Origin of the sequence: Burkholderia sp. M6-3 (genome assembly GCF_050858985.1) — a bacterium.
Lineage (GTDB): Bacteria > Pseudomonadota > Gammaproteobacteria > Burkholderiales > Burkholderiaceae > Paraburkholderia > Paraburkholderia caledonica.
Map to the genome: position 1 here is coordinate 151,379 of NZ_CP110093.1, position 16,525 is coordinate 167,903.

General features: G+C 59.1%; 12 protein-coding genes and 3 pseudogenes. 8 read left to right on the plus strand and 7 right to left on the minus strand.

The features are described from left to right. Positions 1 to 298: 298 nt before the first annotated feature. A pseudogene (locus OH764_RS35870) lies at positions 299 to 906 on the minus strand (phosphatase PAP2 family protein). A gap of 911 nt (positions 907 to 1,817) precedes the next feature. On the opposite strand from OH764_RS35870, the gene OH764_RS35875 reads away from it, so the two are divergent. The 3 genes from OH764_RS35875 to OH764_RS35885 all read left to right on the plus strand — a co-directional run bounded on the left by OH764_RS35875 (position 1,818) and on the right by OH764_RS35885 (position 5,233). Then, positions 1,818 to 3,188 (plus strand): sensor histidine kinase, encoded by a 1,371-nt coding sequence (locus OH764_RS35875; protein ID WP_020067634.1) that lies wholly within the window; start codon positions 1,818 to 1,820, stop codon positions 3,186 to 3,188. Positions 3,189 to 3,198: 10 nt separating this feature from the next. Next, complete coding sequence (locus OH764_RS35880; protein WP_498852000.1) at positions 3,199 to 3,873, plus strand: response regulator; 675 nt, start codon at positions 3,199 to 3,201, stop codon at positions 3,871 to 3,873. A gap of 232 nt (positions 3,874 to 4,105) precedes the next feature. Next, positions 4,106 to 5,233 carry a porin gene (locus OH764_RS35885; RefSeq protein WP_498852001.1) on the plus strand — a complete coding sequence of 376 codons (1,128 nt, stop codon included), beginning with the start codon at positions 4,106 to 4,108 and terminating at the stop codon, positions 5,231 to 5,233. Between the two features lie 719 nt (positions 5,234 to 5,952). Here OH764_RS35885 and OH764_RS35890 read toward each other — a convergent pair. Further along, positions 5,953 to 6,675 (minus strand): annotated as a pseudogene (locus OH764_RS35890) (efflux RND transporter permease subunit); the annotation flags it as partial. 43 nt (positions 6,676 to 6,718) lie between these two features. On the opposite strand from OH764_RS35890, the gene OH764_RS35895 reads away from it, so the two are divergent. Next, entirely contained in the window at positions 6,719 to 7,450 is a 732-nt protein-coding gene (locus tag OH764_RS35895) for an IS6 family transposase (RefSeq protein ID WP_498849139.1), read from the plus strand. A gap of 58 nt (positions 7,451 to 7,508) precedes the next feature. Next, positions 7,509 to 7,724, plus strand: a pseudogene (gene eno / locus OH764_RS35900) (phosphopyruvate hydratase); the annotation flags it as partial. Positions 7,725 to 7,731: 7 nt separating this feature from the next. Here eno and OH764_RS35905 read toward each other — a convergent pair. The 5 genes from OH764_RS35905 to OH764_RS35925 form a co-directional block, all read right to left on the minus strand. Continuing rightward, entirely contained in the window at positions 7,732 to 9,303 is a 1,572-nt protein-coding gene (locus tag OH764_RS35905) for a UxaA family hydrolase (protein WP_498852002.1), read from the minus strand. A 93-nt stretch (positions 9,304 to 9,396) separates the two neighbouring features. Beyond that, on the minus strand, positions 9,397 to 10,092 hold the full coding sequence (locus OH764_RS35910) for a hypothetical protein (RefSeq protein WP_498852003.1): 696 nt from the start codon (positions 10,090 to 10,092) through the stop codon (positions 9,397 to 9,399). A 28-nt stretch (positions 10,093 to 10,120) separates the two neighbouring features. Beyond that, the gene (locus OH764_RS35915) at positions 10,121 to 11,014 is read right to left on the minus strand and encodes a fumarylacetoacetate hydrolase family protein (protein WP_498852004.1); all 894 of its coding nucleotides are present in this window, start codon (positions 11,012 to 11,014) and stop codon (positions 10,121 to 10,123) included. Positions 11,015 to 11,026: 12 nt separating this feature from the next. Beyond that, entirely contained in the window at positions 11,027 to 11,836 is an 810-nt protein-coding gene (locus OH764_RS35920; RefSeq protein ID WP_498852005.1) for a 2-keto-4-pentenoate hydratase, read from the minus strand. Further along, positions 11,833 to 12,642, minus strand: coding sequence for an IclR family transcriptional regulator (locus OH764_RS35925; protein WP_498852006.1), 810 nt, complete (start codon positions 12,640 to 12,642; stop codon positions 11,833 to 11,835). The genes OH764_RS35920 and OH764_RS35925 overlap by 4 nt, the downstream gene beginning before the upstream one ends. Before the next feature lie 84 nt (positions 12,643 to 12,726). Here OH764_RS35925 and OH764_RS35930 point away from each other — a divergent pair, with 84 nt between their 5' ends. From OH764_RS35930 to OH764_RS35940, 3 genes are all read left to right on the plus strand, one after another. Next, complete coding sequence (locus OH764_RS35930) at positions 12,727 to 14,160, plus strand: MFS transporter (protein ID WP_498852007.1); 1,434 nt, start codon at positions 12,727 to 12,729, stop codon at positions 14,158 to 14,160. A 144-nt stretch (positions 14,161 to 14,304) separates the two neighbouring features. After that, the gene (locus OH764_RS35935) at positions 14,305 to 15,135 is read left to right on the plus strand and encodes a shikimate dehydrogenase family protein (RefSeq protein ID WP_498852008.1); all 831 of its coding nucleotides are present in this window, start codon (positions 14,305 to 14,307) and stop codon (positions 15,133 to 15,135) included. Between the two features lie 123 nt (positions 15,136 to 15,258). Beyond that, positions 15,259 to 16,275 carry a Gfo/Idh/MocA family protein gene (locus OH764_RS35940; RefSeq protein WP_054924134.1) on the plus strand — a complete coding sequence of 339 codons (1,017 nt, stop codon included), beginning with the start codon at positions 15,259 to 15,261 and terminating at the stop codon, positions 16,273 to 16,275. Positions 16,276 to 16,525 lie beyond the last annotated feature (250 nt).

Below are 16,525 nucleotides of genomic sequence, written 5' to 3' on the forward strand. Positions count from 1 at the left end.
GCGCCGCGTGTCGCGTCGTCACTGCAAGTATCCGGGGTGCTCGGGAGCGGATTCGCGGGTCAATCTGAGAGGGCAAATTTCAAGCCTGGGGTGCAATCACTGCGCAGCTCGACTTTTACAACAGCATCGGCCGATTACTGCAGATGCTCGCGATACCCCAGCCTCGGGAAGCAGCGCCAATACGCCGCGTCAGCGGCGATGCGAACTGCCGCTGGCCGCAAGTTGCGGACGCACTTGCCCATAATGGTGAGCAATTCACCTCGATCGCCAATCCGCAATACAACCCGCCGCCTCGCCATCACGACGAAAGCCAGCCACGCCCGATAGGCCATGCCAGCAGCTTTCCTTTCTATACACCGTAATGAGACCGCGAGTCAGTGCCGCGCCAGACATTCTCCATAGCGGAGCAACCAACGCACAGGCTACGCACGCGACGGCGACGGCGCCTGCCATGTCCAACGGAAAATGCACCCCGACAAAGACGCGCGCCCATGCCACGGCAAGACCCGCCAGTAACATCGACAGCCCGTAGCGGCGCTCGCGGGCGAGCAGCAAGGTCAAGGCGCCGCTTGCCAACACGGTGACGTGGTCGCTCGGAAACGATGAATCCGGCGCGTGCTCGATAAAGGTATGGCCCAAGCCGATCATGAACGGCCGCGGATGCATCCACCCAAGACCGATCAGCTGATTGATACCGAGCGCCACCAGGACCGCGCAGCACACTCGCACTGCGGCGGCGCGTCGATCCTCGCCGCCTGCGAGCCACAATGCGACGGGTAAGAGCGGCACGAGATAGATCACGTGATCAGCGATAAAGCGGGCTATGTCGATGAGCCAGACGGGCGCCGATGGTGTCGCGTTGATCGACAGAAAGAGCGCGCGGTTCAGCGCTTCGAGTGCATTCATCGGTCTAGATCGCAGTGAAAATTAGCTGATCTTAGCCGCCGAACCTTATGAACAGCTTAGGGCGCCACTGGTACGGTCTCCTGCTCCGATGTCAGGCATCGAGGCCAGGTTGCGCTACTCTTTTCGAGGCGACGACGACAAAGTGAGTTAATGAGCGGTCATCGAGCGCCGTGTTCGGACGCACACTCGTGTGCGCACACACGCGATGCCACGTAAGATCCATCTTCAGTTCACCGCCGCCTCGCCGCAAGATTGACAAGGCCTGCGCACCAGGCGGATCCGACAAAGTCTGCTCGAAGGGCTCGCTTTGATCTGGAGAGCGCGCGCGCCTGGACGTGACGCACGGTTCTTCTAACGCGAATGGAAGGCAAGAGCTCCTTGCCGCGACGCCTATAGCTCTTTCTTGAAGCGCGAACGGAGCCCGCGAATCGCACGAAACCCACCATCTATGTTCGTCCCGTCACACAAGCTTCTCCCGAGTTGCGAGACCACGATCATGGATTTCCCCTAAGAAAATCAATTGCCGTGAAAGCGGGGAGAAGGATTTGTCGTCCCATAATCGCGCCGTTAGTCCAAGCGGACAGTGCAACTGAAGATTGGCAAGCGGCCTTGTTAAAAGAAAAGGTAAAGCTGTCGATTAACCAACGTTTTGCATTCCGTTGTCTTCTCTTTTACTTTCATCTTTATTGTCATGGCAGTGGGACAAAAAATGCCCGGCGGCGTGTGCGCGATGGAGCTAGTAGTCGTGCCTACAGGAATCGTGCTTGCGAAAATGCTCTCGCCGCGCGCGAATGCGTTCTCATCAAAAGAAGCACCGCGCTGTACTGAGGGCGTTTGACGAACTGCATCTGGGAATTAAGAACCTTGATTAAAGTTGTTTCACACGCGGCTTTTGCGGAGGGTAGTCGTCCATGATGCGAAGCCTGCGCGCACGGCTGCTTGCCTGGCTGCTGGTTCCGGTCGCGGCGTTTATGTTAGTGACCGGCATGATGTCGTATGACGCGGCTTGCGAGACCGCCGGACTTCTACAGGACAACGCATTATTTGCGTCCGCGCGGATCATCGGCGAAGACGTCGATTGGGAGGAGGGAGCACTGATCGCGAGGATTCCGCCGGCGGCGCTGGAGATATTCGAGTCGCCCTATCAGGACCAGGTGTTCTACCGGGTCGTGAAGGGACGGGACCGATTGTTGGGCGGTAACCCCGATCTCGCGCTGCCTGCTTCGGGGACGCAGGGGCCCGTGTTCTACGACACCGTGCTGGACGGTAACCGTGTTCGTGCCGTGGCTTATGAACGTGAGCTATACGACTCGGGTGCAATCGAGCCGGTCACGATCGTCGTGGGCAAAACTCAGGCCTCGTACCGGGCGATGCTGGCCAACCTCTGGCGTCCCCAGTTGCTGCGCGAGGGATGCATGCTCGCGCTCGTGATTGCGCTTGTGCTGATCGGGCTGACTTTCGAGTTGCGTCCGCTCGTCAGGCTGAAGGATGACGTCGCTGACCGCGATGCTCTGCAGCTCGAACCTGTGAATATCGAGCGCCTGCCATCGGAGCTCTGCCCGGTCGCCGACGCGATCAATCAATGCATTGCGCGGCTCAAGGTGCACGCTACGACGCAGCGCAAGTTCATCGCCGACGCCGCGCATCAGTTACGCACGCCACTCGCGTTACTCGGGGCGCAGGTTCAATGCGCGCGTCCATGCGAGAACTGCGGACCAATGCTGAGTGATGCTCTCGCGGGCATACGTCGCAGCACGGTGAAGATGACTGAAATGACCAATCAGCTGCTGTTGCTTGCACAGGCCGAGTCTTCGTCGCGCGAGCGCACGCCTGCCAAGGTCGACCTCGCCGCTGTCGTTTCATGCGTGCTGGAGGAGCTCGTGGACGCAGCGCAGCGGCGGGGAATCGATATTGGCGCGGAGTTGAACGGAACAGCGTTCGTTGCCGGCAGCACGATGCTGCTTATCGCTCTAGTTACCAATCTCGTCGATAACGCGATCCGGTATACGCAGCCGGGCGGTCGAGTAACTGCAACCTGCGAGGAACAGGCGAACGACGTCCTGCTGCAGGTCGTCGACAACGGACCTGGCATTGCGCCGGAGTCGCGTGTCCATGTATTCGAGCGCTTCTATCGCGGGACGACTGACGCGGAAGGAACGGGCCTTGGACTGCCGATCGTGCGCGAAGTCGCGCACTCGCATGGTGGCAGTGTCGAATTGAAAGCGGTTGACGGGCACACGGGTCTCAGGGTGATCGTTCGTCTGCCGAAGTGGCGTGATTGAGGGTGGGCCGATGAAGCTTTTACTGGTCGAAGACAACACGGAGCTTGCACATTGGATCGCGCATCTGCTGCGCCTCGAAAACTTCGCGGTGGACAGCGTGCCGGACGGCGAGTGCGCGGACATGGTGCTGGCAGCGCAACGCTACGACGTCGTGGTGCTCGACCTTCGGCTGCCGCGGATGGACGGCAAGGAGGTGCTCGCGCGACTGCGACGCCGCGGCGACAGAGTGCCGGTCATCATGCTGACGGCGCATGGATCCACAGACGACAAGGTGGACTGTTTCAGTACCGGTGCCGACGATTACGTGGTCAAGCCGTTCGATGCGCGCGAACTGGTCGCACGCATAAAGGCGCTCATTCGCCGACAATCGGGCGATATGACGTCATGTCTCGCGTGTGGCGATCTGCGCTACATATGCGACACCCGTGAGTTCTTCCACAACGACGCTCGGCTCGCGCTGCGGCGCCGTGAACATACCGTCCTTGAAACACTGATGTTGCGAAAGGGTAAAACGGTATCCAAATCCGCCCTGATGGAAAGCGTTTTTTGTCTCGATGACGAACCGAGTGCGGACGCGATAGACATCTATATTCACCGCTTGCGCAAGCATCTCGCCAACTGCAGCGCGCAAATCACAACGTTGCGTGGCCTCGGCTACATTCTGCGGCCACAAGCTATCGAGTAACTTCAATCCGAACAGCGTCAACGTGGGGCGAATCGGTAGATCTACTTAGTTGTACAGATGGTACAGGAAAGGTGCGTGAAGGATTCAGGTATCTACGATTCGACGACGCGTGACGAGTGTCTATGCAAGATCAGGCAGGGCAATGCCAAACGCGATAAAGCGCGATCACCAACGCCGCCAATGCAGAAGCAGAACCAGCAGATTTTCAACGCAACAACTCGAGGAGACAAACTTGAAGAAGAGATACCTTACGCTGGCAGTCGCGGCCGGTGTTTGCCAGGCGAGCGGTGCGCACGCACAGTCGAGCGTCCAGCTTTACGGACTGATGGACCTGAGCTTTCCGACGTACCGGACCCACGCGGACGCCAACGGCAACCACGTCATCGGCATGGGTAATGACGGCGAACCGTGGTTTAGCGGCAGTCGCTGGGGTCTGAAAGGCGCCGAGGACATCGGTGGCGGCACGAAAATCATTTTCCGACTGGAGAGCGAATTCGTCGTCGCCAACGGGGAGATGGAAGATCCAGGCCAGATCTTCGACCGTGACGCATGGGTCGGCGTCGAGAACGACACGTTCGGCAAGATCACCGCTGGCTTTCAGAATACTATTGCCCGCGACGCAGCCGCTATCTATGGCGACCCGTATGGCAATGCTCGATTGACGACGGAAGAGGGTGGCTGGACGAACTCGAACAACTTCAAGCAGATGATTTTTTACGCGGCCAGCGCGACCGGCACGCGCTATAACAATGGCGTAGCGTGGAAAAAGCTGTTCAGCAACGGCATCTTCGCCAGCGCGGGCTACGCGTTCGGCAACTCAACGAGTTTCGGCTCCAACGCCAATTACCAGGCAGCACTCGGGTATAACGGTGGCGTCTTCGACGTGTCGGGCTTCTATAGTCACGTAAATCGCGTTGGCTTTACAAACCAGACGTGGTCGGTGGGGGGCAACTATAACTTCGGCATTCTGCGCGCCAATGCGGGCTACTTCCGGTACCTCGGCAATCAGGGTTCGCTCGGTCAGCGTCAGGACAATGCGTGGACCGTGTCGCTCAAGGTGTCGCCGAAGGGTCCGCTCGACTACCAGCTCGGCTATCAGCAGATGCGCGTGAAGAACGCCGCGTACAACGGCGATGGCGATATCCCGAACGCAAACATTGGCGCGTTCGATCCGACCTCGGGCTTGCATAACGGCTTCAAGGAAACGCTGTACGGTTCGGTGTTCTATCACCTGTCCAAACGCACCGAAGTGTATTTGGCCGGCGATTACATGAGGCTGCATGGCGGCTACACCGTGGGCTCGACGTTCGGTGCGACCAACCAGCTCGAACTCACGACGGGCGTGCGCACCCGCTTCTGATCCTTCCGGGCCTCTGTTTCGGGCCGATTCACCGACGAAATGTGCTCCAGCCTGCGGCGACGGTTCAATCCGTTCGCCGCTTTTTTCTTTTCCGCGGGTCGAGGACGACTACCATGTCCAGAAATACTACTGTCCGCTTGGCGCTGACCAACACCATCGCCGTTTACAGCGCAGCGCTGTTGCTCATGATCACCATGCCGATTAGCGCGACTGAAAGCGGCCGGTACGGCGCTCGAAAAAATACTCCGAGGAGATGGTTGTAAGGCCCTGAGGGGCTCTTTGCGCTTGATACGTTGCGCTAGCGTGCGCCGGATATGCCAAGATCGATTGATCGGGCTAGCGGACTGGCTAGCAGCCACACGCCGTCGGCCATTAAGCGACATTCGTGCCTTCTGTCGAGCGAGCGCTCCATTGGCTGCTTCAGACCAGATACTGTTGAAAAAGTCGCTGGTCGTCTATTTCATGAGGTTTCCAGGGGTCCTCTTACCCTTGCCTGACATGTGGCAGCGGTTTGTAGGCCGATCTGAGAGGTCGATTTTCGCGACGGAAGACTGATAAAACGACGCGGCGACTTTTTCAACAGTATCGACCAGACAACGGCCATTAGATTTGCGGCCCTGCCACTCGCTGCGAGAACGTCAAATAGGCGAGATGTGACCACGCGCAATCGGAAGAATTTGAACAACGAGGCCGTTCCGTTTCTCTGAGCCGCTGTTAGATCATATAGCCTGATTCTTCATCAACAACTTCATCAGAGCGGGCAGCAGGAGCAGAACGAGGGGCAACTGGACTATCAGCCCCGAGATGATCGCAATTGCAAGCGGCTGCTGCATGGCCGATCCTTGACCAAGCGCGAAAGCAAGCGGCAGCAGTGCAAGAATCGCCGCGATGGTCGTCATTGCAATGGGCCGCAGGCGATTACGTCCGGCCGCGGTCAACGCGTCGGCGAGCGGCAACTCGTCTTCGCGAGTGAGTCCTTGCAATTCCGACACGTAGAAAATCGCCACCTCGGTCACGATGCCGATAATCATCGTCATTCCCATCATGGCGGAGATATTCAATTCGATGCCGGTGATCCACAGGCCGATGAACACAGCCCCCGCCGCCAGTAAAGGCATGGCCATTACCGCCAGCGCCACGCGGAAGCGCTCATATAGAAACAGCAGCAGCCCGAAGACCAGTGCGATCGCCGCGCCGAACACGGTCAGCATGCCTTTGAACGCAATCTGCTGCTGCTGATACAAGCCGCCCAGTTCGTAATAGACGCCGTCCGGCAACAGGCTTTTATCGCTGAGTGCCTTTTGTACGTCGGCGATGGTGGAACCGAGATCCCGTCCGTCGATGCGCGCCGTTACCGCGACCATGCGCTTGAGATTGTCGCGACTGATTTCCGGCTGCCCCGTCACGGTGATCTGATCCGCCACGCGATTCACCGCGAACAGGGGCTCTGTCAGGTTGATGGGGAGGCGGCGGTAAAATGAAGTGATGAAGAAAACGAAATCGCTTTATCACGGTCACCGCTTCCCTGCAGTCGTCATCAGTTGCGCGGTTCGGTGGTATTTCCGGTTCAACCTGAGCCTTCGCGACATCGAGGAATTGTTGCTCGAGCGTGGTGTCGTGGTCACATACGAAACGGTCCGTTGCTGGTGTGACAAGTTCGGCGCTCGATTCGCCTGTTGTGCCAAAGCGGCGCGGCGCAAGCCGGGCAGTACATGGCATCTGGACGAAATGTTCGTCACACTGCGCGGCGAGCCGTATCTTTTGTGGCGAGCGGTCGACGAGCATGGTGTCGAACTCGACGTGCTGGTGCAAAAGCGGCGCGACAAGGCTGCGGCAAAGCGCTTCTTCCGGCGGGTGCTGCGTTCAAACCCGCTGCCGCGCAAGATCGTTACCGACCAGCTGCGCAGCTATCCCGCAGCAAAGGCCGACATTCCCGAGCTCGCTCATATTAAGCACGTCTTCGTCAAAGCGGCTGCACGCGTAAATAACCGTGCTGAGAACAGCCACCAGCCGACCCGCAGGCGCGAACGACAGATGTGCGGCTTTCGCGATGCGCGTCGCACGCAGGCGTTCCTCTCATGCTTCGGCCCAATCCGGCAGCACTTCGCGTTGCCCAGACATCAGATGAACGCGGCATGTCATCGTGCCGTACTCCAGGAACGCTTCGCCACATGGCATGGATGGACTGTTACTGCCGCAGTCGAGTGCGTTATCTGATAAGGATAACTATGCTTTAGCTACTCAGGTAGTCTACGCCCGACAAGTTGACAGAGCCGGCATCGCGAACTCGATCCTCATCAAGATCAACCAGATCGGCACGCTGACGGAAACCTTCGCCGCGATCGAAATGGCCAAGCGCGCAGGCTACACGGCTGTGATCTCGCACCGCTCGGGCGAAACGGAAGATTCGACGATCGCGGACATCGCGGTCGGCCTGAACGCGGGTCAGATCAAGACGGGTTCGCTGTCGCGTAGCGACCGTATCTCGAAGTGCGTGCTCACATAATTGCGCTAACCTGCCAAGGTACGAATTCGTTTTGTCCGTAACCGTGCCGCTCACTGCGTGAACGGGTCCCCGAGGCGACATCTAGCAGCAATTCGAAAAGAACACGGCCTAGTTGCTCGATCGTCGCTCGTCCTTCCAACACTTCTCCGCAGTTCAGGTCTATGTCATCAGACTGTCGTTGCCATAGTGCTGTGTTCGTCGAAAGTTTGACGGATGGCGCGGGCGCGCAGCCGTAAGCTGAACCACGTCCCGTCGTGAAGCAGATCAGGTTCGCACCGCCGGCCACCTGGCCCGTAGCCGACACCGGGTCGTAGCCGGGCGTGTCCATGAACACCAGACCACGCGCCTTAACGGGCTGAGCGTATTCGTACACCTCGGTGAGGTTTGTCGAGCCTGCCTTAGCGATGCCGCCCAATGATTTCTCGAGGACGGTCGTCAAGCCGCCAGCCTTATTGCCCGCCGACGGATTGTTGTTGATCTGGGCCCCTTGCCGCTGCGCGTACGCTTCCCACCACCTGATGCGATCAATCAGCTTCCGACCCACCGCAGGCGTTTCGGCGCGGCGCGTAAGTAAGTGCTCCGCGCCATAGATTTCGGGCGTCTCCGAGAGAATCGCCGTGCCTCCGTGTCGCACGAGTAGATCAACGGCTGCACCAAGCACGGGATTGGCGGTGATGCCGGAATACCCGTCCGATCCTCCACATTGAAGACCGACCGTGAGATGACTTGCGCTGACCGGCTCCCGCCTCACGTTGTTCGCTTCGGGCAACATGCGCCGAACCAGTTCAATACCCTTCGCGATCGTCAGTGTCGTTCCACCACTATCCTGGATTGTGAACGTTCGCAAGCGGTCGTGTTCCCGGAGTCCCTGTGTCTCAAGAAGTCGCGGGATCTGGTTCGTTTCACACCCGAGACCGATGAGCAGCACGCTTGCGAAGTTCGGATGACATGCATAGCCGCCAATCGTGCGCTGCAAGATCGCCAGACCATCGCCTTCAGAGTCGATAGCGCAACCTGACCCGTGTGTGAGTGCCACGACGCCATCGACATTCGGGAACGCGGCCAGTTCTTCGGGATGGATGTCGCGGCGGAAATGATCAGCAATGGCTCGTGCAACCGTGGCCGAGCAGTTCACCGAGGTGAGGATTCCGATATAGTTCCGTGTGGCGACTTGCCCGTCCGCGCGGACAATGCCCTGGAATGTTGCGGCCTCATCCGACCGTACAGTCGGGCGCGCGGCCTGACCAAATGCGTAGTCCCGCGCAAAGTCACCCATCGCGAGATTGTGGGTGTGTACGTGCTGCCCCGCGCGAATCGGCTTGCTTGCAAAGCCGATTACCTGACCGTAGCGGTGTACCGCTTCGCCCTGAGCGATGTCACGTGTCGCCACTTTGTGCCCCGGCGGAATCAGTCCCGAGACAGTGACCGCCTCTTTGTCAATCACCGTACCGGACACAAGCTGTTCAAGTGCGATAACGACATCGTCAGCGGGATTGAGCCGTATGACACGGGCCGACATCGACGCGGTGGATCGGGCGGACGTGTCGGCAATATTCAACGACATGGCACAACTCCTACGTTTTTCAGGGTAAAGGCGGGTCGCGCCTATCCATGTCGGATTCGCGCGAAGAGCCGTGCAGCGGTGCTCAGACGACCTTTAACCAGCGCTCCAGGGCGTTTTGCAGCGCGTGTACTCAAGTTGATAGAGGGTGGTGTCCGGTGCTGTCGCGCCGGCAAGGCGAAGTGCCGCGAGTCCCGAAACGAAACCGTCCACCGCTGAACGCACATAGTCTGCCCGGCACCCTTCGACTAACACGATCCATGTCGGCACCTGGGTGCCTTCTGAACGCGCCTTCTTCTCCGCCGTTTCCACCTTGCTGATCGCTTCGTCTGCAAGGCACAGGTGCACGCCCGTGATACCGGGTAGGTCTACGAGGGACGGTAGGACGCGCTGACGCAAACCCTTCACGACTTCCGCCCGTGCATCCGAAGGCACGTCGAAGCGCACAGTCATGAGATTGGCACCCTGCCCAACCCCGTCCGAATAGGCCACGTGACAGATTGAGCGTGCGACGCTCCGGAAAGAGGCGACCACCTGCTTTGTCCACGGCGTCGGCGTATTCAGCCGGGAAAGGTAGTCTTGCGCGCCAAGCACCTCGACCGTGTCGGCCTCGTAAAGATTGAAGTACTCCGGACCTGAATCCAGTGCTATAAAGCGCCGACCGCGCCTGAACCCGGGAATCCCGGCGCGTTCGGGCATGTGCTCGCGATTGTGCCACTCGTAAAATTCGTCCTTCGCTTCCGGCAGCAGGTCATGCCAGATTGCGACGACGCCCGTTCCAGCAAGGCTCATATCTCCTCCTTCGTCAAATCGGATCGTCTTACAGTGCCAATGGATACTCGCCGCGGCCCCATGCCGCGCCGAGTGTGTCCGCATACTGCACAACCTTTTGTGTCTGCGCGCCGAGTTCGCTGCCGCCAAGCGTCATCGTGTCACCTGCTTTTAGAAAGACCGGCGGCTTCTGACCGAGGCCCACGCCGGGAGGCGTGCCGGTAATGATGACGTCGCCAGCCATCAACGGCATGAAACGGCTGAGATACGCCACGATGTGTGCGATATTGAAGATCATGGTCCGTGTGTTGCCGGTCTGACGACGCGTACCGTTGACATCGAGCCACAGGTCAAGCACCTGCGGGTCGGGAATTTCATCACGCGTGACAAGCCACGGTCCGAGCGGAGCGAACGAGAATCCGCTTTTACCCTTGGTCCACTGGCCTTCGCGTTCGAGCTGATACGCGCGTTCGGAAACATCGTTCGCAAGGCAGTAGCCCGCCACATGGTCTAGCGCGTCTGCTTCGTCGATCTGCCAGGCCGGTTTGCCGATCACCACGCCGAGTTCGACTTCCCAATCCAGCTTTTGCGCGTCTGCGGGCAAGATGACGGGGTCGTTAGGGCCGCTGATGGAGCCCGTATGCTTGTTGAACACCACGGGCTCGCGTGGGATCGGCGTGTCGGTTTCAGCAGCATGATCGGAGTAGTTCAGACCAATGCACACGAGATTACGGACGTTGCCGACGCAGGCGCCGAGACGCGTGCCTGCTTCAACGACCGGTAGACGATCCAGATCCAGTTCGCTTAGCTTTGCAAGCGCGACTGGCGAGACGGTCGTTCCGTCAATGTCGCTCACGATGCCGCTCAGATCGCGGATCGCGCCGCTCGAATCGATGATACCGGGGTGCTCCTGGCCAGGCTGGCCGAAACGGACGAGACGCATGTAATACTCCTATCAAGACGAAAAAGTGATCGGCAATGTGCCGAGGTTGCCGAAGCCGATACGCAGCTCGCGACCGACTGGCAACTCCAGAACGCCCGCGTAAGACCCGGTGATCACAGCCTGGCCGGCATGCAGTCCCAAGCCGCGGCTGCGAAGGAAATTGGCGAGCCACACAATCGGCGCAAGCACGCCCCGATCAGGGTGGCGTCCCGCGAACGTGACTGCTTCTTCCCCAACGCTGGCCAGACAGACGTCAAATTCGAAGGGGAGATCGGCCGGCGTCGCGCCCTCGAACGGATTAACGCGGGGTCCAATGACGAGTCCGGCATTGAACAGGCCGTCTGCCAGTAGTTCAGGGAACGTCAGCGTTTCGGGATGCGAGTAACGAGTGCCTAGCAATTCGAGCGCGAGGTGCGTGTGCCCGAGAGCGTCGAGCACTTCAGCGTTGCTATATGGTTCGTACCGTGGGGGCAGGTCGCGGTTTAGCAGACAGGCCAGTTCCGGTTCCGCCCTCACAACGGTACGCGGCGACCCACGCATGCGACATACATCGCCTCGATGGATATCAGCGTCATAGATCGGCGCGGCGATGACTTTGCCTTGCTGCGGAAGCGCGCATTTCCATGCGACGATCCGCCCACCTAGCTGATGGCTGACCTCTTGCTGAATTGCAAAACCGTCGTCCAGACTGGCAGGCAGCAGTTCGACAGGCAGCCGCTCGACGAGCTCGCCTTTTCGGCGCGCTGTCACAAGAATGCGTGCTGCCTGTTCTCGCGGACTGGCGATAGCCTCGGCGGCCTGTGTTGCGGCTGGCGCGTTCATGCCGCCTCGCTTACGTTGGCACCAACGCTTTGACGCGGCCATACCGCACCTAGCTTCGAAGCCGCTTCTTTTAACAACGCGTAGAAGGCGTCGTAACGCTCGGGCTGAACTCGCATTACCGGTCCAGCAATGCTCATCGTGCCGACCACCATACCGTCGGTCAGCGACCTCACAGGCACCGCCAGAGCAGCAACGCCCGGTTCGGCTTCTTCTACGACAAGCCCATAGCCTCGCTGCTTGGTCAGTTCCAACTCGGGAATCAACTGCTCGATGCTGGTGATTGCCTTGGGCCCGCATGCGCTGGCGACAGCTTTTCCGAGTCCACCACGCAACGCACATTCGACCGCCTGGTCGTTTGACATCGACGCAAGCCACACCTTCCCGTTCGCCGTTGCATGCAAGGTAATAGGGCTATCCATGGACGGCGAATACATCAGACCCGGTGCCGCGCCTTGGGAGGACGCCAGCCACGCGAGTTTTCCCTCGCTGACGACCGTCAGCCGGACCAATTCGCGGCAGTGAGCCGCGACCTCATCGAGGATCGGCTGCACCAGGCCCGGCAAGCCAAGCCCATGCAGGTACCGCTGGCCAAGCAAGGAAAGCTTCAAAGTCAGACGGTATTGAGAAGTGTGTTCGTCCTGTTCGGCCCAGCCCTGCTCGCACAACTGCGCAAGTACTCGATGGGCGGGTCCTTTTTCAAGCTCGAGTTCAGCGGCGATATCGGACATACGCATCCAGCGCGCCTCACGTGCGAGCAACTCGATCGCCTGAAGCGATCGGTCAACTGCTCCCTTGACAACTCTCATAATCTGAGTAACATCCTTCCTATTGGAACGGTGTTACAACAATAAACCACGAGCACCGGAAAGTCAATTACGATGGAGACAGGCATGAACGCACAAGCACCGGCTACGCCCCACGGCAAGCGCCAGTCAAAGATCGCAGCAGCCAGTGGTTGGATCGGCTCAGCGCTCGAGTACTACGACTTTTTCATCTACGCAACTGCAGCGTCGCTGCTATTCCCGCAACTCTTCTTTCCGTCTCACAATCCAACAGTAGGCATCGTCGCGTCACTGGCGACCTTCGGTGTCGGCTATGTCGCCCGACCGATAGGGGCCATGGTGCTTGGGCACCTCGGCGACCGCCACGGCCGCAAGACGGTGCTGATCTTCTGCATGCTCTTAATGGGCTTCGCAACAATGTGTGTGGGCCTCCTGCCCACCTACCAGCAGATCGGCATCTGGGCGCCAGTGCTGCTCGTCATCCTGCGGCTCATTCAGGGATTCGCGGTCGCGGGAGAGATGTCCGGTGCCAGCTCCATGATTCTTGAACATGCGCCGTTCGGGCGGCGTGGATACTTTGCAAGCTTTACCCTCCAGGGAGTTCAGGCAGGGCAGCTCCTTGCGGCCGGCGTCTTCCTGCCGCTGGCCCACTTCATGCCGAAGGATCAGTTTGCTTCCTGGGGTTGGCGCATTCCGTTCCTGCTGAGCATCGTCGTGATCATCGCGGGTTACATCATTCGCCGCCAGGTCGATGAGACCCCTGCCTTTTCTGAAGAACAGGCGCACGGAGAAGTTCCTTCCTCTCCGGTCATCGAGGTCCTGCGCGACAGTTGGGGCGATGTCTTGCGCGTTGTCGGCATGGCACTTGCCGCGGTCACCGCGCTCCTGGCGAGTGTTTTCGGCGCGACCTATGCAGTCCAGCCGGCGTACGGTATTGGCTTTCCTGCCAGCGTCTTTCTATGGGTGCCGGTCCTCGGCAACCTTTGCTCCGTAATACTGATCCCCCTCGTCGGCAACCTCTCGGACAAGATTGGTCGCAGGCCCCCGGTTCTGGTCGGCGTTGTGAGCTCCGGGATCCTCTCCTTCGGCTACCTGTACGCTATCAGCATCCACAGTATCGGGCTCTCACTGGTCTTTTCGGTGCTCATGTGGGGTGTCGCTTACCAAGGCTTCAACGGCGTGTTCCCGAGTCTCTTCCCCGAACTGTTCCGCACGCGCGTGCGTGTCACCGGCATGGCGATCGGACAAAACGTAGGGACGACTTTGTGTGCCTTGCTGCCGTCGCTTTTCGTCGCAGTCGCGCCTCCGGGGTCCATCAACATCCCGTTGAAGATTGGTTTTCTTACATTCGGCATTTGTCTGGTTGCTGCGTTTGCCGCATTCACCACTCGGGAAACGTACCGTATTCGCCTTGCCGATCTAGGAAACCGCAATGCGATGCCCGTACCGAAGGCCGAATATGAGCGCCTGCGCAGCGAAGCCATAGCCGCGACGAGCAAGGATGCCGGTGAACCGGGGTTTGCCAATAACGTGCGGTCTTAAGCCGCCGTCAGCCGCCCACGCGGCGTAATCACCGCGTGGGCGCAACACAAGCTGGACGTCGCATGCAAACGTGCACTTCGGAGCCGTACGCCGGTTCAAATGTGCACGAATTGACCTTGGTTTTACATTGAACATCAAGCCGCAATGCAACCACATATCTCGGGCACAACGCGACTCTATGGATTGGTAGGCGACCCGCTGAGCGCGGCGAAATCGCCACAACTGTTGAACCGGCTGTTTGTCGAACAGCAAGTCGACGCGGTTTGCGTTCCTTTCTGGGTCAAGGCAGATAACCTGTCGGCCTTCGTCAGCGGTGCACGCGCGATGGGCAATCTGTCCGGCATGCTCGTCACAATGCCTCATAAGCAACGGATGCTCGCATTTGTCGACGAGCTGGATTCGAATGCCCGCCAGGTCGGCGCGCTCAATGTCATTCGCTGCGAAGCGGATGGACGCTGGGTCGGCGCGATATCGGATGGCGTCGGCTGCGTTCTTGGGATGCAGTGGGAAGGCAACCATCCGGCCAATAAGTCGGTGCTTCTCGTAGGCGCAGGAGGCGCAGGTAGAGCGATCGCATTTGCCGTCGCTTCCGCAGGCGCTAGCAAGCTGACCATCTCCGATGTCGACGAGCACCGCGCCAAGGAGCTTGCGACGTCTGTTTCCGCTGAAACGGGTTGTACTGCACGTTCAGGACCATCAGATCCGCAAGGTTTCGAGGTCGTGATTAATGCTACGCCGCTCGGCATGAAAGCGAACGACGCCATGCCAGTTGATCCCGAGCGGCTCGCACCCGGCTCCATCGTCGTAGACATCATTAATTCGGCTGAGCCGACGCCGCTTCTCCAGGCCGCGCTGGCGCGTGGATGTCGTGTTCAGGACGGGGGTCCAATGCATCAGGGACAGGCTTTGTACGCGCTGCGCTTTCTGGGATTCGACTACCGCCCCGATGGCCGCTCAACAAGGGGCGAGATCTGAAATGAGCAGCGAGGCAAAAGCGCACCATCACCATGCCGATTTGCGAGATATGCCCCCAGCCACCAGTTGTTACCGAGCAATCCGGATTGAAAAATTCGTGGGAAATTACGAAGGAGAACATGTATGAAAGTTGCCCTGCTGGAGGCTAGCCATTGGCATGTCCCGCTGTATCTTGATGCGCTCGACGCGCCCGGGATTGAGGTGGTTGCCGTGTCAGACGCGGAGCGAGTGAAGGGCGAGGCGATTGCGGCACGATTCGGAAGCAGGTTGTACTCGTCGGCCCACGAGTTGCTTGAGCGCGAGGAGGTCGATTTCGCGTTTGTGTTCGGGCGGCATTCCGAAATGCCGGCGCTCGCCGAGGCCGTCATCGCGCGCAAGATTCCGTTCGCGCTAGAGAAGCCGTGCGGCGTCAACATGTCCCAGGTCAGCCGGCTTCGCACACTGACCGAGAAAGCGAATCTTTATTGCGCGGTGCCGTTAATCTTCCGGATGAGCGAGTTGCTCGGCACACTTGAAGAAGCGGAGGGGCGCATACCATCGGACTTTAACTACATGTCGTTTCGCTTCGTTGCCGGGCCGCCCAGTCGATACGAAGCTGCCGGCTCCGGTTGGGCAATAGATCCCGTATATTCCGGCGGCGGATCAACAATCAACCTGGCAACACACTTCATCGACCTGTTCAGATTGCTCACAGGCAAGGAGGTGGCCCGTGTCTGCGCCGTCATGAACTCAAGGACGCATCGAGGTGCCATAGAAGACTATTCGCTGGTGACCATGCAAACCAAAGACGGCGTGATCGGCCTGGTGGAGACGGGATACAGCTTTCCCAGTACCGCCGACGAGCAGCGCGAATTTTCTTTCACTCTTGCTTCGGACCGTATGTACGCGAAGTCTGGCCCGGACAGAATCGAGTTCCGCGACAGGAATCATCTTTCGGCAGGCACGCGAAGCCGCCGGCTCCAGCTTGAGACCGACGTCTATTACCCCTTGTTTGTCAAGCGTGTGCTCGCCGAAAGTCAGACTGGCGCAAAGCCGATCGCATCGTTGCGGGATGCAGAGCTGATGATGCAAGTCATGGACGCGGCCTACGCCTCGGCCCAACAGGGCGGAGTGTCTATTGAACTGGATCCCGTTTCCTAGTCAGAAATCTGTAGCGTAGAAAAAATGCGAGACAGTCGACATACATGCGCCGAACGATCGTTGTCGATCGCCGCAGCACGGGCAGCTGCTCGCAACCTAATGATCTATCGCATTAACCAGGAATTTCCGCAAGTCTAGTTGTTCAGTTTCACCTGGAAGTGGCGCGTCGCAGCACTATTAGGTTAGTTATCCTAATTGTATATGAAGCGCGAGCAGTCGAGATGCGCGTACTTGACGCGCTCGTACCGAT

What these genes read in the sequence shown, in the direction of transcription:
- OH764_RS35875 (WP_020067634.1), top strand. Translation starts at nt 1,818, where the DNA reads ATGATGCGAAGCCTGCGCGCACGGCTGCTTGCCTGGCTGCTGGTTCCG.
- OH764_RS35880 (WP_498852000.1), top strand. Translation starts at nt 3,199, where the DNA reads ATGAAGCTTTTACTGGTCGAAGACAACACGGAGCTTGCACATTGGATC.
- OH764_RS35895 (WP_498849139.1), top strand. Translation starts at nt 6,719, where the DNA reads ATGAAGAAAACGAAATCGCTTTATCACGGTCACCGCTTCCCTGCAGTC.
- OH764_RS35905 (WP_498852002.1), bottom strand. Translation starts at nt 9,303, where the DNA reads ATGTCGTTGAATATTGCCGACACGTCCGCCCGATCCACCGCGTCGATG.
- OH764_RS35910 (WP_498852003.1), bottom strand. Translation starts at nt 10,092, where the DNA reads ATGAGCCTTGCTGGAACGGGCGTCGTCGCAATCTGGCATGACCTGCTG.
- OH764_RS35915 (WP_498852004.1), bottom strand. Translation starts at nt 11,014, where the DNA reads ATGCGTCTCGTCCGTTTCGGCCAGCCTGGCCAGGAGCACCCCGGTATC.
- OH764_RS35920 (WP_498852005.1), bottom strand. Translation starts at nt 11,836, where the DNA reads ATGAACGCGCCAGCCGCAACACAGGCCGCCGAGGCTATCGCCAGTCCG.
- OH764_RS35925 (WP_498852006.1), bottom strand. Translation starts at nt 12,642, where the DNA reads ATGAGAGTTGTCAAGGGAGCAGTTGACCGATCGCTTCAGGCGATCGAG.
- OH764_RS35930 (WP_498852007.1), top strand. Translation starts at nt 12,727, where the DNA reads ATGAACGCACAAGCACCGGCTACGCCCCACGGCAAGCGCCAGTCAAAG.
- OH764_RS35935 (WP_498852008.1), top strand. Translation starts at nt 14,305, where the DNA reads ATGCAACCACATATCTCGGGCACAACGCGACTCTATGGATTGGTAGGC.
- OH764_RS35940 (WP_054924134.1), top strand. Translation starts at nt 15,259, where the DNA reads ATGAAAGTTGCCCTGCTGGAGGCTAGCCATTGGCATGTCCCGCTGTAT.